General features: G+C 61.5%; 20 protein-coding genes and 2 tRNA genes. 3 read left to right on the top strand and 19 right to left on the bottom strand.

Annotated elements, in window-relative coordinates:
- Nucleotides 1-39: 39 nt before the first annotated feature.
- From GTW23_RS07470 to GTW23_RS07390, 17 genes are all read right to left on the bottom strand, one after another.
- The gene (locus GTW23_RS07470; protein ID WP_152008511.1) at nucleotides 40-783 is read right to left on the bottom strand and encodes a biotin--[acetyl-CoA-carboxylase] ligase; all 744 of its coding nucleotides are present in this window, start codon (nucleotides 781-783) and stop codon (nucleotides 40-42) included.
- Between the two features lie 18 nt (nucleotides 784-801).
- Nucleotides 802-2,244: an NADH-quinone oxidoreductase subunit NuoN gene (gene nuoN, locus GTW23_RS07465; protein ID WP_152008510.1), complete on the bottom strand. Its 1,443-nt coding sequence runs from the start codon at nucleotides 2,242-2,244 to the stop codon at nucleotides 802-804.
- Nucleotides 2,245-2,264: 20 nt separating this feature from the next.
- Nucleotides 2,265-3,776, bottom strand: coding sequence for an NADH-quinone oxidoreductase subunit M (locus GTW23_RS07460; protein WP_152008509.1), 1,512 nt, complete (start codon nucleotides 3,774-3,776; stop codon nucleotides 2,265-2,267).
- A complete protein-coding gene (gene nuoL, locus GTW23_RS07455) occupies nucleotides 3,776-5,761 on the bottom strand; it encodes an NADH-quinone oxidoreductase subunit L (protein WP_252915256.1) in 1,986 nt (661 codons plus the stop codon). The genes GTW23_RS07460 and nuoL overlap by 1 nt, the downstream gene beginning before the upstream one ends.
- A gap of 7 nt (nucleotides 5,762-5,768) precedes the next feature.
- Nucleotides 5,769-6,077: an NADH-quinone oxidoreductase subunit NuoK gene (gene nuoK, locus GTW23_RS07450; protein ID WP_152008507.1), complete on the bottom strand. Its 309-nt coding sequence runs from the start codon at nucleotides 6,075-6,077 to the stop codon at nucleotides 5,769-5,771.
- 26 nt (nucleotides 6,078-6,103) lie between these two features.
- Entirely contained in the window at nucleotides 6,104-6,718 is a 615-nt protein-coding gene (locus tag GTW23_RS07445; RefSeq protein ID WP_252915255.1) for an NADH-quinone oxidoreductase subunit J, read from the bottom strand.
- Nucleotides 6,719-6,861: 143 nt separating this feature from the next.
- A complete protein-coding gene (gene nuoI / locus GTW23_RS07440; protein ID WP_193217239.1) occupies nucleotides 6,862-7,347 on the bottom strand; it encodes an NADH-quinone oxidoreductase subunit NuoI in 486 nt (161 codons plus the stop codon).
- 58 nt (nucleotides 7,348-7,405) lie between these two features.
- Complete coding sequence (gene nuoH / locus GTW23_RS07435) at nucleotides 7,406-8,452, bottom strand: NADH-quinone oxidoreductase subunit NuoH (RefSeq protein WP_252915254.1); 1,047 nt, start codon at nucleotides 8,450-8,452, stop codon at nucleotides 7,406-7,408.
- A gap of 14 nt (nucleotides 8,453-8,466) precedes the next feature.
- Nucleotides 8,467-10,548: an NADH-quinone oxidoreductase subunit NuoG gene (nuoG, locus tag GTW23_RS07430; protein ID WP_252915253.1), complete on the bottom strand. Its 2,082-nt coding sequence runs from the start codon at nucleotides 10,546-10,548 to the stop codon at nucleotides 8,467-8,469.
- A 118-nt stretch (nucleotides 10,549-10,666) separates the two neighbouring features.
- Nucleotides 10,667-11,524, bottom strand: coding sequence for an NADH-quinone oxidoreductase subunit E (locus GTW23_RS07425; RefSeq protein WP_252915252.1), 858 nt, complete (start codon nucleotides 11,522-11,524; stop codon nucleotides 10,667-10,669).
- A gap of 81 nt (nucleotides 11,525-11,605) precedes the next feature.
- Complete coding sequence (gene nuoF, locus GTW23_RS07420) at nucleotides 11,606-12,913, bottom strand: NADH-quinone oxidoreductase subunit NuoF (RefSeq protein ID WP_152008502.1); 1,308 nt, start codon at nucleotides 12,911-12,913, stop codon at nucleotides 11,606-11,608.
- Between the two features lie 9 nt (nucleotides 12,914-12,922).
- Complete coding sequence (locus tag GTW23_RS07415) at nucleotides 12,923-14,206, bottom strand: NADH-quinone oxidoreductase subunit E (protein ID WP_252915251.1); 1,284 nt, start codon at nucleotides 14,204-14,206, stop codon at nucleotides 12,923-12,925.
- Nucleotides 14,207-14,290: 84 nt separating this feature from the next.
- Nucleotides 14,291-15,481, bottom strand: a complete 1,191-nt coding sequence (locus GTW23_RS07410; RefSeq protein WP_252915250.1) for an NADH-quinone oxidoreductase subunit D — start codon at nucleotides 15,479-15,481, stop codon at nucleotides 14,291-14,293.
- 11 nt (nucleotides 15,482-15,492) lie between these two features.
- Complete coding sequence (locus tag GTW23_RS07405; protein WP_152008499.1) at nucleotides 15,493-16,095, bottom strand: NADH-quinone oxidoreductase subunit C; 603 nt, start codon at nucleotides 16,093-16,095, stop codon at nucleotides 15,493-15,495.
- An 11-nt stretch (nucleotides 16,096-16,106) separates the two neighbouring features.
- Nucleotides 16,107-16,682: a NuoB/complex I 20 kDa subunit family protein gene (locus GTW23_RS07400; protein WP_152008498.1), complete on the bottom strand. Its 576-nt coding sequence runs from the start codon at nucleotides 16,680-16,682 to the stop codon at nucleotides 16,107-16,109.
- Nucleotides 16,673-17,038, bottom strand: a complete 366-nt coding sequence (locus GTW23_RS07395; protein ID WP_252915249.1) for an NADH-quinone oxidoreductase subunit A — start codon at nucleotides 17,036-17,038, stop codon at nucleotides 16,673-16,675. Before GTW23_RS07395 ends, GTW23_RS07400 begins: the two co-directional genes overlap by 10 nt.
- A gap of 537 nt (nucleotides 17,039-17,575) precedes the next feature.
- A tRNA-Asp gene (locus GTW23_RS07390) sits at nucleotides 17,576-17,652 on the bottom strand.
- A gap of 233 nt (nucleotides 17,653-17,885) precedes the next feature.
- On the opposite strand from GTW23_RS07390, the gene GTW23_RS07385 reads away from it, so the two are divergent.
- Nucleotides 17,886-17,961, top strand: a tRNA-Val gene (locus GTW23_RS07385).
- A 42-nt stretch (nucleotides 17,962-18,003) separates the two neighbouring features.
- On the opposite strand, the gene GTW23_RS07380 is transcribed toward GTW23_RS07385, so the two are convergent.
- On the bottom strand, nucleotides 18,004-19,155 hold the full coding sequence (locus GTW23_RS07380; RefSeq protein ID WP_252915248.1) for an anhydro-N-acetylmuramic acid kinase: 1,152 nt from the start codon (nucleotides 19,153-19,155) through the stop codon (nucleotides 18,004-18,006).
- A gap of 218 nt (nucleotides 19,156-19,373) precedes the next feature.
- Here GTW23_RS07380 and tyrS point away from each other — a divergent pair, with 218 nt between their 5' ends.
- Nucleotides 19,374-20,627 (top strand): tyrosine--tRNA ligase, encoded by a 1,254-nt coding sequence (gene tyrS, locus GTW23_RS07375; protein ID WP_252915247.1) that lies wholly within the window; start codon nucleotides 19,374-19,376, stop codon nucleotides 20,625-20,627.
- A 58-nt stretch (nucleotides 20,628-20,685) separates the two neighbouring features.
- Here tyrS and GTW23_RS07370 read toward each other — a convergent pair whose 3' ends face one another.
- Nucleotides 20,686-24,078 (bottom strand): DUF3971 domain-containing protein, encoded by a 3,393-nt coding sequence (locus GTW23_RS07370; protein ID WP_252915246.1) that lies wholly within the window; start codon nucleotides 24,076-24,078, stop codon nucleotides 20,686-20,688.
- Between the two features lie 126 nt (nucleotides 24,079-24,204).
- On the opposite strand from GTW23_RS07370, the gene GTW23_RS07365 reads away from it, so the two are divergent.
- Nucleotides 24,205-24,672, top strand: a complete 468-nt coding sequence (locus tag GTW23_RS07365; protein ID WP_152008493.1) for a peroxiredoxin — start codon at nucleotides 24,205-24,207, stop codon at nucleotides 24,670-24,672.
- The last annotated feature ends 30 nt before the right edge of the window (nucleotides 24,673-24,702 follow it).

The raw sequence follows: 24,702 nt of genomic DNA, 5'->3' as shown, positions 1-24,702 counted from the left end.
CTGGAGCCGGAACCGGATCAAGGTGAAAAACATGCCTTGTTACGAGAAAAACACATCACCTGAGGCGATTGTTTGTCTGTTCCCGTCCGGCAATGCAAGCATCAACCTGCCTTCGATATCTATTCCATCAAACAGACCACTGATTTGCCGGTCAGGCAAATTCACGGTCACCGGCTCCCCGATGCCCTGCGCGCGTTCGATCCAGGCATCGCGGATAGCTGCCACCCCCCGTCCCTGGTCCCATAGGCTCAGCACGCTGTCCATGGTGACAACCAGCTGCGCAAACAGGTCTTGCGGGGTTACCGCACTTCCCTGCTCCGCCAGACAGGTGGTCGGATAAAGCCCCGCTTCCGGGCGGTGGGCGACATTGATGCCGCAACCTATGACCACTGCCCTGCGTCCATCGGGCATCTGTTCGGCTTCGATCAGGATACCGGAGGTCTTGCGGCCGCCAATCAGCAGATCGTTCGGCCACTTGATCCTGAGCGCCTTCGCGGCCTCGGCCGGCAACGCCGAGGACACCGCCGCCTCAACCGCAACGGTGACCGCAAGCGGCAGGCTCGCCAACGCCGCCCATGGCGCCGGGTCAATCAGCAAGAGTGAGGAATAGAGATTGCCGGGTTCCGAAACCCAACTTCTGCCACGACGCGCGCGGCCACCGGTCTGGCGCACCGCCGTAATCCACAGATTGCCCTCATCACCGGAGCGGGCCCTGTCCATGCATTCGAGATTGGTCGACGCGACGTCTCCAAGCTCGATATGCCGGAAATCAGGCCCCCTCATGCAGCCTTCCGCCGCATGCTAGAAGAACGTCTTCGCGGCAACGTCGGCGGCAAGGCCCAGAGGGTTGGAGACAAGCACATAGAACATGACGAACAGGCCGGAAATCCCGAACACCAGCCTCAGTTCACCCGCAACCGGGGCAAACGAGCCGCTGGGCTGATCAAACCACATGATCTTGACGATCCGAAGATAGTAATAGGCACCCACGACCGAGGCCAGCACACCAATGATGGCCAGACCATAGAGCTTGGCCTCGATTGCCGCGACAAAGACGAAATACTTGCCGAAGAAACCTGCCAGCGGCGGAATGCCCGCAAGCGAGAACATCAGGATGGTCAGCATCAGCGCCATGAACGGGTTGGTCGACGACAGCCCGGCCAGATCGTCGATCTGCTCGACATTGCCATCTTCCTTGCGCCGCATGGCGAGAATGCAGGCAAACGTGCCGAGCGTCATGACCATATAGATCAGCATGTAAAGAATGACGCCGCGTACACCGGCCTGGCTGCCGGCCGCAAGACCAACCAGGGCAAAGCCCATATGGGCGATCGAGGAATAGGCCATCAGCCGCTTGATGTTCTTCTGGCCGATTGCCGCGAAGGCACCCAGCACCATCGAGGCAATCGAGATAAACACCACGATCTGCTGCCAGTCGAGCGTCACCGGCTCGAAGGCAACGATGACGATACGAACGAACAGCGCCATCGCCGCGACCTTGGGCGCAGCCGCAAAGAACGCGGTGACCGGCGTCGGCGCACCCTCATAGACGTCGGGCGTCCACATGTGGAACGGCACCGCGGAGATCTTGAAGGCGACGCCTGCAAGCAGGAACACCAGACCGAAGATAAGGCCGAGAGACCGCTCGCCGCCGGAAATCGCGGCCGCAATCTCGTCGAAACCGGTGTGTCCGGTATAGCCGTAGACAAGCGATGCGCCGTAAAGCAGCATGCCCGAGGACAGTGCGCCAAGCACGAAATACTTCAGGCCGGCTTCGGTCGAACGCTGGCTGTCGCGGTTGATCGCCGCGACGACGTAGAGTGCAAGCGACTGCAGCTCGAGCCCCATGTAGAGCGCGATCATGTCATTGGCGGAGATCATCAGCAGCATGCCGAGTGTCGCCAGCACGAACAGCACCGGAAGCTCGAACTTGTCGATCCGCTCCGCCTTGGCATGACCGACCGTCATCACCATCGCGGTGATCGATCCGATCAGCACCAGCACCTTCATGAACTTCGCGAACGGATCGGACAGGAAGGCGCCATTGTAGGCTTCCCCGTTCTCGGTCACCAGCACCAGCACAAGGCCGGCCATGATCAGGAGCGCCACCGCCAGTCCGTTGACCAGCGTCACCGACTTCTCGCCGGAGAACACACCGACCATCAGAAGCGCCATGGCGCCCAGGGCAAGCATGAGTTCGGGCACGGAAAGCAGAAGGCTGGAAGTGAGTATCTCTGACGTCATGGTCCTGCAGTCTCCGTAGCTCAGTTAACCGACAGCGCGAGATCGCGCGCTGCCTGCAGCGAAGCCGTGTAGTTGTTGATCAGTGCGTCAACCGAGGCTGCCGTCACATCAAAGATCGGCGCCGGATAGACCCCGAAGAGGATAGTCAGCGCGATCAGCGGATAGAGGATCGCCTTCTCGCGGCCCGACAGGTCCAGCATGGCCTTGAGGCTTTCCTTCTCCAGCGATCCGAAGACGACGCGGCGGTAGAGCCACAATGCGTAGCCGGCCGACAGGATCACCCCGGTCGCGGCAAACAGCGCCACCCAGCTGTTGACCTGGAACACACCCATCAGCGTCAGGAATTCACCGACGAAGCCGGAGGTGCCGGGAAGACCGACATTGGCCATGGTGAAGATCATGAACGCAACCGCGTATTTCGGCATGTTGTTGACCAGACCGCCATAGGCGGCGATCTCGCGGGTGTGCAGCCGGTCGTAAACCACGCCGACGCACAGGAACAACGCACCCGATACCAGACCATGGCTCAGCATCTGGAAGATCGCCCCTTGCACGCCCTGCTCGTTGGCGGCGAAGATGCCCATGGTCACGTAGCCCATATGCGCCACCGAGGAGTAGGCGATCAGCTTCTTGATGTCTTCCTGCATCAGCGCCACCAGCGAGGTGTAGATGATCGCAACAACGGACAGCGTGAAGATGAACGGCGCGAAATCGGCCGAGGCGAGCGGGAACATCGGCAGCGAGAACCTCAGGAAGCCGTAGCCGCCGAGTTTCAAGAGAATGCCGGCCAGGATCACCGATCCAGCGGTCGGCGCCTCGACGTGCGCATCGGGAAGCCAGGTGTGCACCGGCCACATCGGCATCTTCACAGCAAACGAGGCGAAAAACGCCAGCCACAGCCATGTCTGCATTTCCGCCGGGAAGTTGTGCGCCAGCAGCATACGGATATCGGTCGTGCCCGCATCCCAGTACATCGCCATGATCGCCAGCAGCATCAGCACCGAACCGGCGAGCGTGTAGAGGAAGAACTTGAAGCTCGCATAGACCCGGCGCTTGCCGCCCCACACACCGATGATGATGAACATCGGGATCAGGCCTGCTTCGAAGAACACGTAGAACAGCACGATATCGAGCGCGCAGAACACGCCGATCATCATCGTCTCGAGCACCAGGAAGGCGATCATGTATTCCCGCACGCGCGTCTGGATCGAATTCCAGCTGGCAAGGATGCACAGCGGCATCAGGAAGGTGGTGAGGATGACGAACAGCATCGAAATGCCGTCAACGCCCATCGCGTAGGAGAACATCGAGCCCGGAAGATCGATGCTTTCCACCATCTGGAACCCGGGGTCGGTTACATCGAAGCTCGCCCAGATCAACAGCGACATCACGAAGGTCGCGGTCGTGCCCAAAAGTGCGACCTGACGGATGTTGCGCCGGCCGATCTCGGTATCATCCTTGATCGGCAGCAGGAACAGCACGCAGATCAGCGGTATGAAGGTGACAACTGACAGAAGAGGCCAATCGGTCATCAGAATGCACTCCCGAGCATCATCCATGTGACAAGCGCTGCAATTCCGATCAGCATCACGAAGGCGTAGTGGTAGAGGTATCCGGTCTGCAGCCGGATAACCCGGCCGGTGATGTCCTGCACCCGCGCGGCGATGCCGTTGGGGCCGTAACCGTCGATGACGCGCATGTCACCCTGCTTCCACAGGAATGAGCCGAGCCACTTCGCAGGGCGGACAAAGATGAAATCGTAAAGCTCGTCAAAATACCATTTGTTGAGCAGGAACCGGTAAAGGGCCTGATGGTCCTCGGCCAGCTGCTTGGGTGTCTCCGGCGAGCGGATGTAGAAATACCAGGCGGTCACAAGGCCCAGCAGCATGGCCACGAACGGGCTCAGCTTCACCCACAGCGGCACATGGTGGAATTCCTCGAGAATCTGGTTCTCAGCGCCGGTGAACAGCGCGCCCTTCCAGAAAGCCTCGTAGTGATCACCGAAGAAGAAATCCTTGAACACCACGCCGGAAAGCAGCGCACCAACGGCCAGGATAAACAGTGGCACCAGCATCACCGGGGGCGATTCATGGGCGTGATGCATCACGTCCGACGAAGCGCGCGGCTTGCCGTGGAAGGTCATGAAGATCAGGCGCCAGGAATAGAAGCTCGTGAACAGCGCAGCGATCACAAGCAACCCGAAGGCGATGCCGGCGGCGGAGTTGTGCGCCACGTAGGCCGATTCGATGATGATGTCCTTGGAGAAGAAGCCGGCGGTTCCGATCAGCGTGCCGGGAATGCCGACGCCGGTCAGAGCGATGGTGCCGATGATCATCATCCAGTAGGTCATCGGGATCTTCTTGCGCAACCCGCCCATGCGCCGCATGTCCTGCTCGTCGGAGACGGCATGGATCACCGAACCGGCGCCAAGGAACAACAGAGCCTTGAAGAAGGCATGGGTGAACAGGTGGAAGATCGCACCGCCATAGGCGCCAATGCCGAGCGCCACGAACATGTAGCCGAGCTGCGAGCAGGTCGAATAGGCAATCACCCGCTTGATGTCATTCTGCACCAGGCCGACGGTGGCGGCAAAGAACGCCGTGATCGCACCGATCCAGGTCACCACGGTGAGCGCATCCGGTGCGTGTTCGAACACGGGCGACATGCGCGCGACAAGAAACACGCCCGCGGTCACCATGGTCGCGGCATGGATCAGCGCCGACACGGGTGTCGGGCCTTCCATGGCGTCAGGCAGCCAGGTGTGCAGCAGGAACTGGGCCGACTTGCCCATCGCGCCCATGAACAGAAGCAGGCAGACGCCGGTCAGAGCATGCGCCTTGTCGAGATGCATGCCGAACAGGTTGAGAACCGTCTCGCCGCCCTCGGCGCCTTCCGCCGGCAGATAGTCTGCAACACCGGCAAAGATCGCATCGAACGAGGATGAGCCAAACAGCACGAACAGGCCGAAGATGCCAAGCAGGAAGCCGAAGTCACCGACGCGGTTGACGATGAACGCCTTCATTGCCGCGGCATTGGCCGACGGCTTCTTGTACCAGAAGCCGATCAGCAGGTAGGAGGCCACGCCCACGCCTTCCCAGCCGAAGAACATCTGCAAGAGATTGTCCGAGGTCACCAGCATCAGCATGGCGAAGGTGAAGAACGACAGGTAGGCAAAGAACCGCGGGCGGTGCGGGTCATGATGCATGTAGCCGATCGAATAGACGTGAACCAGGCAGGACACCGTGTTGACGACAACCAGCATCACCGCGGTCAGCGTGTCGATCCTGAGTGCCCAGTCGACACTGAACCCGCCCGAATCCATCCAGCGCATGATCGGCACGCGAATGGTTTCGCTGTCGCCCATGGCAACCGTGAAGAAGGCCACCCAGGACAGGAGCGCGGCGACGATCAGGAACAGCGTGGTCACGTATTCCGAGGCCTTGGCGCCGATGGCGCGGCCACCGAAACCCGCAATCAGCGCGCCGATGAGGGGAAGAAAGACGATAGCGTGGTACATGGCTCTCTCAGCCCTTCATCATGTTGACGTCTTCCACGGCAATGGAGCCGCGGTTCCGGTAGAAGACGACGAGAATGGCAAGACCGATCGCCGCTTCCGCCGCGGCAACCGTCAGGATCAGCAACGCGAACACCTGCCCGACGATATCGTTGAGATGCATCGAGAACGCCACCATGTTCAGGTTCACGGCAAGCAGGATCAACTCGATCGACATCAGGATGACGATCACGTTCTTGCGGTTCAGGAATATCCCGAAAACGCCAAGCGTGAACAGGATCGCGCTGACAGTCAGGTAATGGGAGAGTCCGATTTCCATGCGATTATTCCTTCACGTCCCCGCGTTCAAATGCCCTGGCCGGGCTTGACCTTGACCACCTCGATGGCGGTCTCCGGTGTCCGGGCGACCTGCTGGTTGATGTCTTGCCGCTTGATGTGTTCCCGATGCCTGAGCGTCAGCACGATGGCGCCGATCATGGCCACCAGCAGCACCATGCCGGCGATCTGGAAGAAGAAGATGTAGTCGGTGTAGAGCACGTCGCCGAGCGCCTGGGTGTTGCTTCGCTCGCTCAGTGCCGGGATCGGACTGGACCCGCTGCCGGCCGCTGCCGGATGAAAGGCGTTACCGGCAAGCACGATGATCAGCTCGGCCGCCAGAATGATGCCGACAAGCGCGCCGACGGGCGCGTATTCGAGTGCACCGGACTTCATCTCGGCGAAGTCCACGTCGAGCATCATGACGACGAACAGGAACAGTACCGCGACCGCGCCGACATAGACCACCAGCAGGATCATCGCCAGGAACTCGGCGCCTGTAAGCAGGAACAATCCGGCCGCGTTGAAGAAGGTGAGGATCAGGAACAACACGGAATGCACCGGATTGCGCGCTGCGATCACCATGAAGGCGGAAGCCACTGCCACGAAGGCAAACAAATAGAAAAACAGAGCCTGCAGACCCATGATCGGCGCCTTTTCGTCTTTCCCCCGAGTGACAGGAACCATTTGTTCCCGCCCCGAATGGAGGCAGATGGACCGAAGCCGGCCCCTGCCCCCCGCATGTGAATTCAGGACGGCGCGCCCCGATGGTGCGCCGTTCCGGTGTCTTACCTGTAGGGCGAATCGATCGCGATGTTGCGAGCGATTTCCCGTTCCCAGCGGTCGCCATTGGCGAGCAGCCGGTCCTTGTCGTAGTAGAGCTCTTCGCGCGTTTCCGTCGCGAACTCGAAGTTCGGCCCCTCGACGATCGCATCGACCGGGCAGGCTTCCTGGCAGAAGCCGCAATAGATGCACTTGACCATGTCGATGTCGTAGCGAACCGTGCGGCGGGTGCCGTCATTGCGTCGCGGACCGGCCTCGATGGTGATCGCCTGCGCCGGGCAGATGGCCTCGCACAGCTTGCAGGCGATACAGCGTTCCTCGCCGTTCGGATACCGTCGCAGCGCATGTTCACCGCGGAAACGCGGGCTGACAGGCCCCTTTTCGTTCGGGTAGTTCACGGTCGCCTTCGGCGCGAAGAAATAGCGCATCGACAGGAAGAACGCGCCGACGAATTCCTTCAGGAACAGCGATTTTGCGGCTTGAGCCAACATGGTCAGTCTCCGCTCTTGATAGGCTTGATCAGCCGGATGGAAAAACAGGTGGTCAGGATCACGGCGCGGTTCCCGTCAGCTTGAGAACGAAGGCCACGATCACCAGCATGCCCAGCGAAATCGGCAGGAACACCTTCCAGCCAAGCCGCATCAGCTGGTCGTAGCGGTAGCGCGGTACGAAGGCCTTGACCATCGAGAACATGAAGAACACGAGGCAGGCCTTGAGCACGAACCAGACGATGCCGGGGACCCAGTTGAGGAACCACACATCTAGCGGCGGCAGCCAGCCGCCCAGGAACAGGATCGTGGTCAGCGCGCACATCAGCACGATCGCTGCATACTCGCCGAGCATGAACATCATGTAGGGCGTCGAGCCGTATTCGACCATGAAGCCCGCCACCAGTTCCGATTCCGCTTCCGGCAGATCGAAGGGCGGACGGTTGGTCTCGGCCAGCGCCGAAATGAAGAAGATGATGAACAGCGGGAACAGTGCGAACCAGTGCCAGTCGAACAGCGAATTCGGCAGCCCCATCCGGGTTCCGATGCCGTCGGCCTGCGCCATTACGATATCGGTGAGGTTGAGCGAACCGACGCAGAGCAGCACGGCGACGATGACGAAGCCGATCGAGACCTCGTAGGACACCATCTGCGCCGCCGAGCGAAGCGCGCCGAGGAACGGATATTTCGAGTTCGAGGCCCAGCCGCCCATGATGATCGCGTAGACTTCAAGCGAGGAGATCGCGAAAACGAACAGGATGCCGACATTGATGTCTGCAATCACCCAGCCGGCATCGAAGGGAATGACCGCCCAGGCCGCCAGCGCCAGCGTCACCGCCACCAGCGGGGCGAGCAGGAACACCGCCTTGTTGGCACCCGATGGAATCACCGGTTCCTTGAAGACGAACTTCAGAAGGTCGGCGAAGGACTGGAACAGACCCCACGGGCCAACAACGTTCGGGCCGCGGCGCAACTGCACGGCAGCCCAGATCTTCCGGTCGGCGTAGAGGATGTAGGCGATGAACAGCAGCAGCGCCACCATCACCAGCAGCGACTGCGCCAGAATGATGGCCCCGGGCCAGACATAAGATGTGATGAAACCGTCCATGGTGTTTCCCGCCCCTATTCCGCCGCCACTGCCTTGGCGGTCTTCGCCAAGGCCGAGCACTCAGCCATCACCGCAGAAGCGCGTGCGATCGGGTTGGTCAAATAGAAGTCTTTGACCGCGGACGCAAACGCCGATTTGTTCATCCGGCCCGCTTTCTTCGCAATTGCGGCAATTGCACTGCTGTCACCGGTGGAAATCATGTCGATTTCCGCGAAATGCGGGTACTCGGCATAAAGCGCGGCCCTGAGCGCGACGAGCGAATCATAGGGCAGCTTCTCGCCCAGAACGTCCGAAAGCGCCCTGAGAATGGCCCAGTCTTCGCGCGCCTCGCCCGGCGCGAAGGCGGCGCGGCTGCCAAGCTGAACCCGGCCTTCGGTGTTGACATAGGTCCCGGACTTTTCCGTGTAGGTCGCAGCCGGCAGGATCACGTCGGCATGGTGCGCGCCATTGTCGCCATGGGTACCGATATAGACGGTGAAGCCCGCGGTCTTCCTGGTGAAGTCGAGTTCGTCCGCGCCGAGCAGGAACAGAACGTCGGTGCCGGTCAGCATGGCTGCGGCATCGAGGCCGCCCTCACCCGGCACCAGGCCGAGATCGAGGCCGCCGACGCGCGCTGCCGCCGTGTGCAGCACCGCAAAACCGTTCCAGTCGCCCTTCACCGCCCCGACCGCATCGGCGAGCTTGGCGGCGTTAGCGAGAACACCCGCGCCGTCGCCGCGCGCCAGCGCGCCCTGGCCGATGATGATCATCGGCTTCTTGGCGCGCTTCAGCTTGGCCGCAAACTTGTTGGTGCCGTCGACCAGTTCCTTCAGCGTTTCCGGGCCGGCGCCGAGATACTCGTGAGCATAGCGCAGATCGGCCTGCTCGCCTATCAGACCGATCGGCAGCTCGCCCATGCGCCAGCGCTTGCGGATCCGGGCATTCAGGATCGCAGCTTCGCGGCGCGGGTTCGACCCGATGATCAGGATCGCGTCCGCATCCTCGATGCCTTCGATGGTCGGATTGAAGATGTAGCTCGAGCGGCCAAGTGACGGGTCAAGTGCAGCGCCATCCTGGCGGCAATCGATGTTGGTCGAGCCGAGCGAGCTGATCAGCGCCTTGAGCGCATACATTTCTTCAACTGCCGCCAGGTCGCCGGCAATCGCGCCAATGCGCTCCGGCTTGGCGGCAGCAACAGCCGTCGCGATGGCGCCGAAGGCCTCGCCCCAGCTTGCTGCTTCCAGCCGGCCGTTGCGGCGCACATATGGGCGGTCGAGGCGTTGCGTGCGCAAGCCGTCCCAGATGAACCGGGTCTTGTCGGAAATCCATTCCTCGTTGATCGCCTCGTTGACGCGCGGCATCACCCGCATCACTTCGCGGCCGCGGGTATCGACCCGGATCGCCGAGCCGCAGGCGTCCATCACGTCGATCGATTCGGTCTTGTTCAATTCCCACGGACGCGCCTGGAAAGCATAGGGCCGCGAGGTCAGCGCGCCGACCGGGCAGAGATCGATGACGTTGCCCTGCAGTTCAGAGCTCATCGCATGCTCGAGATAGGTGGTGATCTCGGCATCTTCGCCACGGCCGATCAGGCCAAGCTCGGAAATGCCGGCCACTTCGGTGGTGAAACGGACACAGCGCGTGCAGTGGATGCAGCGGTTCATGATCGTCTTGACCAGCGGTCCGATATACTTGTCTTCGACGGCGCGCTTGTTCTCGGCATAGCGCGAATTGTCCATGCCGAAGGCCATGGCCTGGTCCTGCAGATCGCACTCGCCGCCCTGGTCGCAGATCGGGCAATCAAGCGGATGGTTGATGAGCAGGAACTCCATCACCCCTTCGCGCGCCTTCTTGACCATCGGCGTGTTGGTGAACACTTCCGGCGTTTCGCCGTTCGGGCCGGGCCGAAGGTCGCGCACGCCCATGGCGCAGGAGGCTGCGGGCTTGGGCGGTCCGCCCTTCACCTCGACCAGGCACATCCGGCAATTGCCGGCAATCGACAGCCGTTCGTGGAAACAGAACCGCGGCACTTCCGCGCCGGCCTCCTCACACGCCTGCAGCAGCGTGTAGTGATCCGGCACTTCGATCTCGTTTCCATCAACCTTGATCTTGGCCATGCAAGCAGTCCTACCTTTGCGAACGGTCGGAGCGACCGCGTACCATCCCTCACCGGGACCTGATTGTGTTTTGCCGGGCGGCAGTCAGACCGCCCCGCTTTGCATTCCTGTTTGGCGGTTACCCGCCCTTTGCCAGCGCACCGGCCTGTTTAATCCAGTTGTCGCGGCCGATCCTGCCGCTGAACTGCAGATAATCGTCGACCCAGGCCGCCTCTTCCGGCTGCCATGCGGCGATCTGGTCAAAAGTCCAGATCCCCAGACCGTTGAGCACCTGCTCGAGTTTCGGCCCCACACCTGAGATCAACTTCAGATCGTCCGGGGTCTCCGGCTTCTCGATTTCTGCCGGACGGCGGAAATCTTCAGGCTCAAGCGTCGGCGCGGGTGCTGGCTTTGCCGGGGTATCAACGACGGCCACGCTTTCGCTGGCCACACCTGCAGCAACCTCGGCATCCGACTTCAGCTTCTCCACCGCTGCAACGGTGACGGGCTTGGTCTCAGCGGCTTCGACTTTGGCCTTGGCTAATGCGGCCTTGGCCGGAGCCGGCTTGGCATTGGCCGGCTTTGCCGCAGTTGGCTTTGCCTTCGCCTTGCTCTTGGCAGGCACCGGCTTGGCTGCAGGCGTCAAGGTGACCACATCGGCAGTCTTGGCCCTTGCCGCCGGTTGCACCTCCACTGCCTCGCTCTCATCTTCTTCGGGCGCAATGTCCTCGGCCAGCGTCGGCACGATCCAGCTCAGATCAGGGTGGTTGCCAAGCAACGAAGACTGGTTCTGCATCGCCGCCTGCATGGCGCCCATCATCATGCCGGCCATCTGGCCCGCCATGCCGAAACCGATGGCGGTGGCTGCCGCCGCCGCACCCAACGGATAGACCATCAGCGGCGAGACGGGCATCTCGTCGAGCTTGGTCCAGTCGGTCATGGATTGCATCGGTTTCATCATTTCATTCATGTCTGCGGGAAAAGAAAACATCGACATCAGTTTCTCCTTAGTCGGTTGTTGGCTCTTGTCCCTCGTGACGTTTCCTTGTCTTTCCGGGCCCGGCTAGGTGCGGGCCTCTTATTCCGCCGCTTCCAGCCGCGTGTTGCGGCTTTGCACGGCATTGCGTGTGTACTGGTCGATCCGCGCTTCCATCTCGGGACGGAAATGCCGGATCAGGCCCTGGATCGGCCAGGCTGCTGCGTCACCAAGCGCACAGATGGTGTGACCCTCGATCTGCTTGGTAACATCAAACAGCATGTCGATTTCGCGTTTCTGGGCGTTGCCTTTGACCATGCGGTCCATCACCCGCATCATCCAGCCGGTGCCCTCGCGGCACGGCGTGCACTGGCCGCAGCTCTCATGCTTGTAGAAGGCCGACAGCCGCCAGATCGCTTTGACGATATCCGTCGACTTGTCCATGACGATCACTGCCGCCGTGCCGAGGCCCGACTTGAGGTCGCGCAGGCTGTCGAAATCCATCGGCGTGTCGATGATGTCGGCGCCCGGCACGCATGGCACCGAGGAGCCGCCCGGAATCACCGCCAGCAGATTGTCCCAGCCGCCGCGAATGCCGCCGCAATGGGTATCGATCAGCTCGCGGAACGGGATCGACATCGCCTCTTCGACCGTGCAGGGCGTGTTGACGTGGCCGGACACGCAAAACAGCTTGGTGCCGGTGTTGTTGGGCCGGCCGATCCCGGAAAACCAGGCGCCGCCACGGCGCAGGATCGTGGGCGCCACCGCAACGGATTCAACGTTGTTGACCGTTGTCGGGCAGCCATAGAGACCCATGTTGGCCGGGAATGGCGGCTTCAGCCGCGGCTGGCCCTTCTTGCCTTCGAGGCTTTCGAGCAGCGCTGTTTCCTCACCGCAGATATAGGCGCCGGCGCCATGATGGACATAGATGTCCATGTCGTAGCCAAGCTTGTTGTTCTTGCCCAGAAGGCCCGCGTCGTAGCACTCGTCAATCGCCGTCTGCAATGCTTCGCGTTCGCGCATGTATTCGCCGCGGACATAGATGTAGGTCGCATGCGCGCCCATGGCGAAGCCGGCAATCACGCAGCCCTCGATCAGCGTATGCGGATCGTGGCGCATGATGTCGCGGTCCTTGCAGGTGCCGGGCTCGGACTCGTCTGCATTGATGACGAGATAGTGCGGGCGCCCGTCGCTTTCCTTGGGCATGAACGACCATTTCAGGCCGGTCGGAAACCCTGCCCCGCCTCGGCCGCGCAGGCCGGAAGCCTTCATCTCGTTGATGATCCAGTCACGACCCTTTTCCAGGATCTGCTTGGTGCCGTCCCAGTGGCCGCGCGCCATCGCGCCTTTCAACGACTTGTCGTAGACGCCGTAGATATTGGTAAAGATCCGGTCTTTGTCATCTAACATCATTCACCTCTATCGCGGCTTCTTGCCGAAGACCTTGATGTACTCGGCCTCGCCACCCTTGGCCAGCGCCTTAGCCTGCTTGAGCCAGTCCTCGCGCTCGATGCGGCCCTTGAACTTCAGATACCCGTCGACCCATTCGCGTTCGGCCTTCTTCCACGACGCAACTTGCGCGAACGTGTAGATGCCGAGCGAATGTAGGATGCCCTCGATTTTCGGACCGACGCCCGAGATCATCTTCAGATCGTCCGGCTGGGCCGGCTTGGCGATACCCGCGGGACGATTCTTGTCTTCCGGTGCCGCGGCGGGAGCCGCTTTCGCAGTGCCCTTCGCAGTCGCCGCAACGGCCATCGTCGCATTGCCCTTGGTCACCGGCTTGGCGGTCTTTCTCGCAGGCGCAACAGATTTGGCCGTTGAAGCCAGGTCCGAGGAGGAATTGCCCTTGGCAGCCGTCGCACCGGCGCTCTTTGTCTTCGCCGTTGCCGATTCCTTGCGCGCAGAACTCATCTTCGGCGCTTCGCTTGCCGTGGCAGCGGTCTTCGCATCAGCCTTCACATTCGCCTTGGCCTTGGCGGGTGACTTTGTCTCGGTTTCCGTCGCAGCCGATTTCGGGCGCCCGGCCTTGGTCGCGGCGGGCGATTTGGCCTTCGCCGGTGCCTTGGAACCGCCCTTGCTTCCCGGCTTGATTTCCTCGGTCAGGCTGGTCAGCCCGCCCTCAGGCGCCGAGAAGGTGCGCTTGACCTGTGGCCCCGGCGTCACGTCCTCGGGACGCCCCGCTTCGAAGCGGTCGATGATATAGGCCAGCCGCTCGGGCGACAGGTCTTCGTAGGAATCCTTGAAGATCATAACCATCGGCGCATTGACGCAAGCCCCCTGGCACTCGACCTCCTCCCACGACAGCGTGCCGCTCTCGTTGAGATGGAACGGCTCCGGGTGGATCTTGCTGCGGCAGACTTCCATCAGCGCTTCCGAACCGCGCAGCATGCACGGCGTGGTGCCGCACACCTGAACGTGAGCGCGGGTGCCCACCGGCTTGAGCTGGAACTGGGTGTAGAAGGTCGCCACTTCGAGCGCCCGGATGTAGGGCATGCCCAGCATGTCGGCAATCGTCTCGATCGCCCGCTTGGTCACCCAGCCGTCCTGTTCCTGCGCCAGCATCAGCAGCGGAATCACCGCCGACTGGGCGCGCTCCTTGGGATACTTCTTGATCCACACCTTTGCCTGCGCGGAAAATTCGCGGTTGAAGGCGAATTCCGCTGGCTGGACATTATCTTCGGCAAGTCGACGAACGGACATGATGTACTCTTTTGTCTTATTTCCGGCCTAGTGGATCTCGCCGAGCGGCGACCTGGTCATGAACCTGAAACCTCTGAGTCACGCTCACCGGTCAACCTCCCCGAACACGATGTCGAGCGAACCGAGCGCAGCCGACACATCAGCCAGCTGGTGGCCGCGGCAGACGAAATCCATCGCCTGCAGATGCGCATAGCCGGGCGCGCGGATCTTGCAGCGGTAAGGCTTGTTCGATCCATCTGACACCAGATAGACACCGAACTCGCCCTTCGGCGCCTCGACGGCTGCGTAGACCGATCCTTCCGGAACCCGGTAGCCTTCGGTGTAGAGCTTGAAGTGGTGAATCAGCGCTTCCATGGACCGCTTCATCTCGCCGCGCTTGGGCGGCACGATCTTGCCGTCAGTGGCAGACACAGGGCCAATCTTTTCCTTGCCAAGCAGCTGTTCGACGCACTGCTTCATGATCTTCACCGATTCACGCATTTCCTGCATGCGGATCAGGTAACGGTCGTAGCAGTCACCATTCTTGCCGATCGGGATATCGAAATCGAGTTCCGAATAGCATTCATAGGGCTGCGAACGGCGCAGATCCCAGGCGGCACCCGAGCCGCGCACCATCACGCCCGAGAAGCCCCAGGCCCAGGCGTCATCGAGCTTGACGACGGCGATGTCGACATTGCGCTGCTTGAAGATGCGGTTGTCGGTGAGAAGACCCTCGATGTCATCGCAGGTCTGCAGGAACGGATCGCACCACTTGCCGATATCCTCGACCAGTTCATGCGGCAGGTCCTGGTGAACGCCGCCGGGACGGAAATAGGCCGCATGCAGCCGCGCGCCGCAGGCACGCTCGTAAAACACCATCAGCTTCTCACGCTCTTCGAAGCCCCAGAGCGGCGGCGTCAGCGCGCCCACGTCAAGGGCCTGCGTGGTGATGTTGAGAAGATGCGACAGGATCCGGCCGATCTCCGAGTAGAGCACCCGGATCAACTGCCCGCGCTTGGGTACGGTCACGCCCGCGAGCTTTTCCACGGCCAGCGCGAAGGCATGCTCCTGGTTCATCGGCGCGACGTAGTCGAGCCGGTCGAAATAGGGAATGGCCTGCAGATAGGTCTTGGCTTCGATCAGCTTTTCGGTGCCGCGGTGCAGAAGACCGATATGCGGGTCCACGCGCTCGACAATCTCGCCATCGAGTTCCAGCACCAGCCGGAGCACGCCGTGCGCCGCCGGATGCTGCGGACCGAAGTTGATGTTGAAGTTACGGACGTTGTGTTCGTTCATGGTTCCCGTCCTCAACCCTTGGCTTTTTCGTCGCCCGGAAGCACGTAGTCGGTGCCTTCCCAGGGGGAGAGAAAATCGAAATTGCGGAATTCCTGCCTCAGCTCGACCGGCTCGTAGACGACCCGCTTGACTTCATCGTCGTAGCGCACCTCGACAAAGCCGGTCAGCGGGAAGTCCTTCCTGAGCGGGTGGCCTTCGAAACCGTAGTCGGTGAGGATGCGGCGCAGGTCGGGGTGGCCGGTAAACAGGATGCCATAGAGATCATAGGCTTCGCGCTCGAACCAGTCCGCGCCCGGAAACACCGGCGTCAGCGACGGCACCGGAACATCCTCCGACGTCATGACCTTGACCCGGATGCGGAAATTCTGGCGTGGCGAAAGCAGGTGATAGACCACGTCGAAACGATCCGCCCGCCCAGGCCAGTCGACGCCGCAGATATCGATGAAGCTGACGAACTGGCACTGCGCGTCATCGCGCAGGAAGGTCATCAGCTCGATCAGATTTCCCGGCACCGCAATCAGCGTCAGCTCGTCATAGGCGAGTTCGGCCCGGTCAATCAGATTGCCTTTGACCTCCACGAGATAGTCGGAAAGATCCTTGAGGGCTTGGCTCATCTTCCGCTCTCCTATCGCTCGATCGTGCCGGTGCGGCGGATCTTCTTCTGCAGAAGCAGAACCCCGTACAACAGCGCTTCGGCCGTGGGCGGGCATCCGGGAACATAGATGTCAACCGGGACCACCCGGTCGCAGCCGCGCACCACCGAGTAGGAGTAGTGATAGTAGCCGCCGCCATTAGCGCAGGAGCCCATCGAGATCACGTAGCGCGGCTCCGGCATCTGGTCGTAGACCTTCCTGAGCGCTGGCGCCATCTTGTTGGTCAGCGTTCCGGCAACGATCATCACGTCCGACTGGCGCGGTGAGGCGCGCGGCGCAAATCCGAATCGCTCTGCGTCATAGCGCGGCATCGACATCTGCATCATTTCGACCGCGCAACAGGCGAGACCGAAGGTCATCCACATCAGCGAACCGGTCCGCGACCAGTTGATCAGCTCGTCTGTAGATGTAACCAGAAAGCCCTTGTCGGCCAGCTCGTTATTGATCTCGCCGAAAAACGCGTCGTCGCTGCCAACCGGCTTGCCGGTATTGGGATCGATGATTCCCTTGGGCGCAGGCGCCACCAATGGTGCGTTGCTCACTCCCATTCGAGCGCTCCCTTCTTCCATTCGTACACAAAGCCGACCGTCAGCACGCCGAGGAACGCCATCATCGACCAGAAACCGATCCAGCCGATATCGCCGAACGACACCGCCCACGGAAACAGGAATGCAACCTCGAGGTCGAAGATGATGAACAGGATCGAGACCAGGTAGAACCGCACGTCGAATTTCATGCGGGCATCATCGAATGCATTGAAGCCGCACTCATAGGCCGACAGCTTTTCCGGATCGGGATTCTTGTAGGCGATCACGAATGGCGCGATCAGCAAAGCCAGACCGATAACCAAAGCCAGACCGATGAAGATAGCAATCGGCACATAAGCGCCCAGAAGTTCCGTCATGACGTCCGTTCCTGTATCCGTCACAGTCGAAGCCCCTGCCTTTCCCGAAGGTCTGGAGCCGGCCCCTCACCTGTGCGGCTGATCATGTTGCAACGCGGCGTGGTTAGCGCAGCCCGCCAAGCGGCGCAAGAGCACAAGAAACATTTGATCAGATAGTGTGAGCTTTCGCCACCCAATGTTTCGCCGCACCCCTTTGCACTCACCGTTTTTTCCGTTTCGCTTGCTGCATCGGTGGATTTCGGGGCTTGAAGAGAATCAGTGCCAACACGGCTTTTCCGGCTCAGGCACCTTGCGGAAACGACACGCGACCCAAGCTGCCCTGTGCGTCTTCGCCTTTCTGGAAAACCGTCCTGGCGTCTTTCTCCATAAGTGCGGCTGAAGCAAAGCGGCAAGGTCGTGGTGGACGCAGCAACAGGCGCGGCATGTCGCTGCGGTGCAGACTTTCAACGTGATGATCCTGCAATCCGCCCGGAAACGAAAAAAGCCCGGCAAAGCCGGGCCTTTTCGCAAATGTGTCCACCCCTCCAAGAAGAGAAGTGGCGCGAGTGACGGGGCTCGAACCCGCGACCTCCGGCGTGACAGGCCGGCACTCTAACCAACTGAGCTACACCCGCGCATTTGTTCCGGAACAGTGGGTGACCGCCGTTCCGTGAGCGGTGAATTACGGCGTTCGCACAAAGGTGTCAAGCGTCGAATGCGAAGGAAAAACGACAAAGTTCAAACTAGGCGAAAACAGTCCCCGGAAGTTCAGGCGTTCCGGGGCCTGTTCACAAAATCATGGTTCCGCAGCTACATTTTTTCTTGCGGATCGCAAGCGAACCCCCTAAAGCATGCGCCACCGATCTGGGGGCGATTAGCTCAGTTGGTAGAGCGCTTCGTTTACACCGAAGATGTCGGGAGTTCGAGTCTCTCATCGCCCACCATTCGGCCTTACCTTTGATGACAATCTCATATGCCAGGCAGGGTCAGTCCTGGGCCGTGGCTTTCGCCTGCGCCAGCACGCCGCCGGTTGCGGGTTTTTTCACGCCGGTGGTCCCGGGATAGGTGATAGGCAATCCCCTCAGCGAGCGCACCGCGAGCCAGGCCCAGGCCTCCGCTTCCATCGAATCGCCGTTCAGCCCAGCCTCCTCGGCCTTGATCACCTGGCCGGTGTGCCGCAGCGCCACGGTCAGATCCTCGACGACCTGCTGGTTATGGCGCCCGCCGCCGGTCAGGATCCAGAGTTTCGGCTTCTCCGGCAGATGCGCCTGTGCCTTGGCGATGGCCGCGGCAGTCACAAAGGCCAGCGTGCGCGCGCCATCCTCGAGTCCGGCCTCGTCGTCGTCTGGCAGTTGGAAATCGTTGCGGTCCAGCGACACCCGCTCCCGGGCCGTGAAGAACGGCGACGAAAGATAGCGGTTGGCAAGCCCCGACAGCACCCGGCCTTCAGAGGCGATGGCGCCGCCCGAATCGTAGGGAATGCCGGCATGGCGGCTCATCCATTGGTCGATCAGCGTGTTGCCGGGGCCGCTGTCGAACGCGCGCAGGTCTCCATTAGCGCCGATATAGGTGATGTTGGAAATGCCGCCGATATTGACGAAGACGACGGGCGTCTCACCGGCCCATTCAGCCGGAAGACCAGCGGCAAGCGCCCGGTGATAGGCCGGCACCAGCGGCGCGCCCTGCCCGCCGAGCTCCATGTCATTGGCCCGCAGATCGTAAACGACATCGATACCGAGCCGTTCCGCCAGCCGCGCGCCGTCCCCCAGTTGCACGGTCAATCCCTCGAGCGGGCGATGCAGCACGGTCTGGCCGTGGAATCCGACGACATCGATGTTGCTGGCCGCGAGCCCCTCGCGCGCCAGAAACGCCTCGACTGCCAAAGCATGCCGTTCCGTCAGTTCCGTCTCGAGTTCAGCAAGATCCCCCGGACGCTCGTGCCGCTCGCGGATTGCCTTTGCCGTGCCAAGCGCCTGCTCGAGCTGCTTGCGGAAGGCCGCATCATAGGGGGCGAAGGACGATCCGCCGCGCATCACGTTTCCGTCGCCGTCGGTATCGAGCATGGCGAGATCGATGCCGTCCATCGAGGTGCCGCTCATCAGTCCGATTGCCCGTTTCACAGTCGCGTGTGGTGCCATCACCCTCATCCTCGATGCCGTGGCTGTTCCGTGTCACGCAGAATCAGCCGTCTTCTGAGGCTGGTTTTTACACGCCCGGGCGAGACGCGTCAGCAGCCGCAGTGACCGGGTTCAGTTGAATGCGCCCGCTGCTAGTGCTAAAGGCCCGCCCGGGCGTTCCTCACCCCGTGACGCCTGATCTGTTTTCCGGAATTGCCGACAACCCCAAGGACAGTGTTATGTCAGCCTTCAAGTCCGATTTTCTCCGCACGCTTTCAGAACGCGGGTTCATTCACCAGCTCTCCGACGAGACTGGCCTGGATGACCTGTTCGCAAAGGAAACCGTGACGGCCTATATCGGCTATGACCCGACGGCCTCCAGTCTTCATGTCGGACACCTCACACAGACCATGATGCTGCACTGGCTGCAGGCGACCGGTCATCGGCCGATCTCGCTGATGGGCGGCGGCACCGGCATGGTCGGCGACCCGTCCTTCAAGGAGGAGGCCCGCAAGCTGATGACCGTCGAGATGATCGAGGACAACATCGCCTCGCTCAAGCACTGCTTCGGCAACTACCTCGATTACGATCGCGCCGACAATCCTGCCCTGATGATCAACAATGCCGACTGGCTGCGCGGGCTGAACTACCTTGAGTTCCTGCGCGATGTCGGCCGGCATTTCTCCGTCAACCGGATGCTGGCGTTTGACAGCGTCAAGACCCGGCTCGACCGGGATCAGTCGCTGTCGTTCCTCGAATTCAACTACATGATCCTCCAGGCCTATGATTTCGTCGAGCTCAACAAGCGCTACGGCTGCCGCGTGCAGATGGGCGGGTCCGACCAGTGGGGCAACATCATCAACGGCATTGATCTCGGCCATCGCATGGGCTGCCCGCAGCTCTACGCCCTGACCTCGCCGCTCTTGACCACCTCGTCGGGCGCCAAGATGGGCAAGACCGCCAATGGCGCGGTCTGGCTCAATGCCGACCTGCTTCCGGTCTATGATTTCTGGCAGTTCTGGCGCAACACGGAAGATGCCGATGTCGGCCGGTTCCTCAAGCTCTACACCACCCTTCCGATGGACGAGATCGCCCGTCTCGAGGCGCTTGAAGGCGCGGAGATGAACGAGGCCAAGAAAGCCCTGGCAACCGAGGTCACAGCGATGCTGCATGGCCGGTCGGCGGCAGAGGAAGCGGCCGAAACCGCCCGCAAGACCTTCGAGGAAGGTGCCATTTCCGAAAATCTGCCGACCATCACGGTCTCCGCCTCCGAGCTTGATGCGGGCATCGGCCTGCTGGCGCTGTTTGTCCGCGCCGGCCTGGCCGGCTCGAACGGCGAAGCCCGCCGCCATGTCCAGGGCGGCGCCATCAGGCTCAATGACGTGTCGATCACGGACGACAAGACACTCGTCGATGCCGGCTATCTCAATGATGACGGCGTCATCAAGCTCTCGCTTGGCAAGAAGAAGCACGTGCTGGTCCGCCCGCAGTAGCCGGAGGCTACCACCGCCACCGGACAAGGCCGCCAACCTCGGGATCTGGCGGCCTTTTTCATGGCCGGAATTCGAAAATCGAACGGAACACGCCGGGCGCGATCACCGAGAGTGGATTGACTTCCAGCAGCGGCGAAGCGGCCATGCCGGTCAGGCGGAAGGTAATGCCGATCAGCCCGCGATCGCGGCCATTGCCCAAGAGCACGCCGATGATCGGCAGTTCGCTGAACAGCCGGTTGACCCCGTAGGCAGGCATGAAGGTGCCGGTCAGGTCGATGCGCCCCTTGCTGTCATGGACCTTTCCCTGGAACGACGCGCCGATCTGCGGGCCGCGGACAACACCTTCGCTGATCAGAAGTTCTCCGTTGCCGGAGACGAGCCGTGCGCTGGCGATCTCGAACCGCGCCACCGACACATCTATATCCGCCTTGACCGCATCCCTGAGGCTCCGTCCGTCCTGCTTGCTCGGCGTGGACACAAGCGAGCCGAGCCGTGGCTCGCCCACGACCTGGAAATTCCTCAGATCGAGGGTTCCGCGCCGCAACGGACCACCCTCGCGCTTCAGCCTGACATTGAGCAGTCCGCCCTGAATCCGCGAATAGATCCCGGCAAACCGCGAAAACGCACCAGCATCACCGCTGGTGATCTGGATCGTTTCTCCCGATGCTCCGCCGGAAATGGCGATCACCACGGCCTGGCCACTTTTGGTCGCCGCCTTGAAATCGAGCAGGTCGATCCGGTCGCCCTGTCCCTTGTAGCTGACGGTCCCCGACGAAAGCTGCTCGTCGGAATAGCCATGGAGGGTCGCGACACTGCCCGACACTTCCACCGGCACCTTGTTGCCTCCCGTTCCCTGGCTGGCGGATTCTGCCGCCTTTGCCAGCGTGATGACCGGCCTCAGGTCGATCGATGCGCCGCTCACCTTGATCTGGTAGCCCTTGCCCTTGCGGTCGATAACTGCCTGGTAGTTGTCACGCGGCGACAGGCCGATCCGGTCGAAACGGGCGGAAGCGAGTTGACCCTTTTTCAGGGAAACCTCGCCCGAGGCCGCAAAGCCGTCGCCCGATAATTTCAGATCAGAAAGCGTCATCGCATCGCCATCGGCCTGCAAGACGAAGTCGAGCTTGGCGTCGACGCCCTCATCTTTCACCCAGCCTATGCCGGGAATGGTGAGTTTGGCGGCTTTCAGGTCAAGGCTGACAAGCTGGCGGCCTTCGGTGTCGGGATCGACTTCCAGTGAAAACCCGACAGGCCCGGAAAACAGTGCGCCACTGCCGGGCGCGATCTTCTCACGGTCTTCAGGGCTCAGCGTTCCGGACAGCCGGCGTTGCACCGCGATCTGGGACGCCTCGCCCACCGGCTGCACGATATCGAGGCTCATCTGCGCCCCGTCGACCTGCGCATCGGCTTTCAGCGTGGCTTTCTCCGGCGTGACCGACAGGGTGCCGTCCATGCTGCTCAGCATTCTGCCTTCGACCGGCTTGGCGATGTCCACACCGGTCATGTCAAGATTGACGGTCCAGTCCGGCGGCGGTGGAGACTGCTCCCGGATCAATCCGAATCTTGCCGTTACCGTCGATTCGATTTCCCCGCTCAGCTCGGACGGCTGCAAACCGATCCGGTCAAGCGCATTGATCGGGTGATAGGTGATCAGTTCGGCAACGGCGTCGGCCTTTCCCTGCACTGCCATCGACAGTTCGGCCATCAGCGGCTGCTTGTCGGCTTCCGGGATAGAGAACACCGCGTCATTGATGTCCACCGTGCGCCCGGTCGGGAAGAACGCGGTGGCCGATTCGATCGTGACGCTGATTTCAGAGCCGCGAAGCCGCATGTGGCCGGTCGTGTCGCGCAAGGGCGGGATGTCGCCAGCGACGTTCATCCGGGCCCGCTCGATATCAAAATCGATCTGCAACTGGTTTTCGTCAAACGTCACATCACCATAGGGCTTGTAGTGTCCGGCAGGCGCGGCCAGCTGAATGCGCGCATTGCTCACCGTGCCGCCGTAGAGATTTTCAAGCACCCACTGCCTGGCCCGCTTGCCGACCCAGTAGGGCCAAAGCTGCTTGACCGCGGCAGTCGACATCCGCTCTGCCTGGGCGACCAGATTGATTTCCGGGGATATGCCTTCGACAAAACGCCAGGAGGCCGAACCGAACATTGCGCCCTGCGCCGACGCAACCGTCAGCTCATCGGCGACAAGCCGCCTGTTGGCAGCGTCAAACCAGCCGAAAGCCTTGCCCGCGAAAGGAATCGGTGCCTCGTCGGAATCACCGGGAGCGGCAAGTCCCCTGTCGATGACGAAATCGAAGGCGATCCCTTCGCCGCCGAGATTGTCGAGCCGGTCACTGTCGATCAGCCCGCCGGTAAACGGGATGTTGGTTTCGCCGATCCGGAAAATCGAGGGCAAGATCTCGATCTTGTTTGCTGCCGGCATGTAAGCCAGGTTGACGCTGGCATCGCGGATATCCGCCTCGACCCCGCCCATCGTCATTGTCCCATCCACCGCGGCCACCTTGATCGAGAGCGCCGTCTTTCGCCTTTCGGTCGCCCGTCCCGCGGTGAAGGTGATCTCGAGTGGCGCCTTCATCCCGTTCTGCCGGTCGCTCGGCCCCTCCGTCAGAAAGTCAATCGCCAGCCCGCCGATCTCGCCGGTCACTTTGGTCAGTTCGGTTTCATTGGGCCGTGCGCTGGCTGAGCCGTTGACCGAGATCCGCCGCCCGGACTGTTCGATTTCCGCTTCGATCTGGTAACGCTTGGCGTCCATGCGGCGCACCAGCGCACTTTCCACCACCACGGGGTCACCGACGCCGGAAATGCGTATGTCCGAAAACCGGAACGCCCCGGCCTCGACGGCATTGACCTGAACGGCCACGCGGTTGAGCGCATCGAACAGCTGCTCGATCATCGCGTCGGTGCCATCCACCCGGAACCCGGCAAGGTCGGTCAGGTTGAAGCCATTACCCTGCGGTGCGGCCAGCTCAACACCGCCGATTTCCACCGATGAAATGGAGATTCTGCCGGACAGCAGCGCCAGCGGATCGAGCGCGATCAGGGCACTCTCGGCGCGGCTTGCGGGTGTCGTGCCGTCCAGCCGTTCCACCACCACGTCCCGCGCCAGAAGCGCAAGCTGCCCGCGCCCGGTAAGCCTGATCCCGGCACTTTGCAGCTCCGCCCGGTTGTCAGGCCCGACCGCGCGCGCCAGGGCCATCTGTGCCCGGTCGCGGATAAACCCGTCGGCCACGCCGGTTTCAAGGGCTGCCAGCAGCCCGCCGGCGAGTACCGCGAGCAACAGCACGAGTCCGAACACCCAGCGAAGTGTCGTCCCGCTCCAGTGCCGCGGATGATGCCCGCGCACCAGAATCGCGTCCTTGCACTGCGCCGACGGATACTCGTGCAACCCGGTAATGTCGCGTCTCTTGAACAGAACCTTGTCTATCGGCTTATCCGGCATGGGCGTTGGAACGATATCTTTCTATTATGGCGGTGATTCCGCTGGACTGTCGGTTGGCCGTTTATATATCCCCGGAAGGCAGGGTCACCTGCGAAAACGCGACTGAACCGGCGAAAGGGTTTGATAGTGAACGAATTGCTTGAAGGCGCACCGGCGCCAAATATGAATTTGCCACGCGATGGCGGCGGAAACGTGTCGCTGGCGGAATTGGCCGGCAAGAAAGTGGTACTCTATTTTTACCCGAAAGACGATACCAGCGGCTGCACGACCGAGGCACTCGACTTCACCGCACTCGCGGACGATTTCGCCGCCACCGGCGCCGCGGTCGTCGGCGTCTCGCCCGACCCCGTAAAGGCGCACGACAAGTTTGTCGCCAAGCACAATTTGGGCGTCATCCTGGCCTCGGACGAAGAAAAGACCGTTCTCGAGGCCTACGGCGTCTGGAAGGAAAAGAGCATGTACGGCCGCCAGTATATGGGCGTCGAGCGCTCCACCTTCCTCATCAACGCCAATGGCGAGATCGCCAGGATCTGGCGCAAGGTCAAGGTCAAGGGGCACGCTCAGGAAGTGCTCGAGGCGGCCAGAGCGCTTTGATCTCATCAGAACATCAGGATCCGGATTGAA

It is taken from the genome of Parahoeflea alexandrii (genome assembly GCF_024105735.1).
GTDB lineage: Bacteria > Pseudomonadota > Alphaproteobacteria > Rhizobiales > Rhizobiaceae > Hoeflea > Hoeflea alexandrii.
Note: the sequence above shows the minus strand (reverse complement) of the source record. Positions and strands in the feature narration are given on the sequence as shown.

Bases quoted from the DNA above. Each gene is read 5' to 3' on its own strand.
- GTW23_RS07470 (WP_152008511.1), bottom strand. From the start codon at position 783: ATGAGGGGGCCTGATTTCCGGCATATCGAGCTTGGAGACGTCGCGTCG.
- nuoN (WP_152008510.1), bottom strand. From the start codon at position 2,244: ATGACGTCAGAGATACTCACTTCCAGCCTTCTGCTTTCCGTGCCCGAA.
- GTW23_RS07460 (WP_152008509.1), bottom strand. From the start codon at position 3,776: ATGACCGATTGGCCTCTTCTGTCAGTTGTCACCTTCATACCGCTGATC.
- nuoL (WP_252915256.1), bottom strand. From the start codon at position 5,761: ATGTACCACGCTATCGTCTTTCTTCCCCTCATCGGCGCGCTGATTGCG.
- nuoK (WP_152008507.1), bottom strand. From the start codon at position 6,077: ATGGAAATCGGACTCTCCCATTACCTGACTGTCAGCGCGATCCTGTTC.
- GTW23_RS07445 (WP_252915255.1), bottom strand. From the start codon at position 6,718: ATGGGTCTGCAGGCTCTGTTTTTCTATTTGTTTGCCTTCGTGGCAGTG.
- nuoI (WP_193217239.1), bottom strand. From the start codon at position 7,347: ATGTTGGCTCAAGCCGCAAAATCGCTGTTCCTGAAGGAATTCGTCGGC.
- nuoH (WP_252915254.1), bottom strand. From the start codon at position 8,452: ATGGACGGTTTCATCACATCTTATGTCTGGCCCGGGGCCATCATTCTG.
- nuoG (WP_252915253.1), bottom strand. From the start codon at position 10,548: ATGGCCAAGATCAAGGTTGATGGAAACGAGATCGAAGTGCCGGATCAC.
- GTW23_RS07425 (WP_252915252.1), bottom strand. From the start codon at position 11,524: ATGTCGATGTTTTCTTTTCCCGCAGACATGAATGAAATGATGAAACCG.
- nuoF (WP_152008502.1), bottom strand. From the start codon at position 12,913: ATGTTAGATGACAAAGACCGGATCTTTACCAATATCTACGGCGTCTAC.
- GTW23_RS07415 (WP_252915251.1), bottom strand. From the start codon at position 14,206: ATGTCCGTTCGTCGACTTGCCGAAGATAATGTCCAGCCAGCGGAATTC.
- GTW23_RS07410 (WP_252915250.1), bottom strand. From the start codon at position 15,481: ATGAACGAACACAACGTCCGTAACTTCAACATCAACTTCGGTCCGCAG.
- GTW23_RS07405 (WP_152008499.1), bottom strand. From the start codon at position 16,095: ATGAGCCAAGCCCTCAAGGATCTTTCCGACTATCTCGTGGAGGTCAAA.
- GTW23_RS07400 (WP_152008498.1), bottom strand. From the start codon at position 16,682: ATGGGAGTGAGCAACGCACCATTGGTGGCGCCTGCGCCCAAGGGAATC.
- GTW23_RS07395 (WP_252915249.1), bottom strand. From the start codon at position 17,038: ATGACGGAACTTCTGGGCGCTTATGTGCCGATTGCTATCTTCATCGGT.
- GTW23_RS07380 (WP_252915248.1), bottom strand. From the start codon at position 19,155: ATGGCACCACACGCGACTGTGAAACGGGCAATCGGACTGATGAGCGGC.
- tyrS (WP_252915247.1), top strand. From the start codon at position 19,374: ATGTCAGCCTTCAAGTCCGATTTTCTCCGCACGCTTTCAGAACGCGGG.
- GTW23_RS07370 (WP_252915246.1), bottom strand. From the start codon at position 24,078: ATGCCGGATAAGCCGATAGACAAGGTTCTGTTCAAGAGACGCGACATT.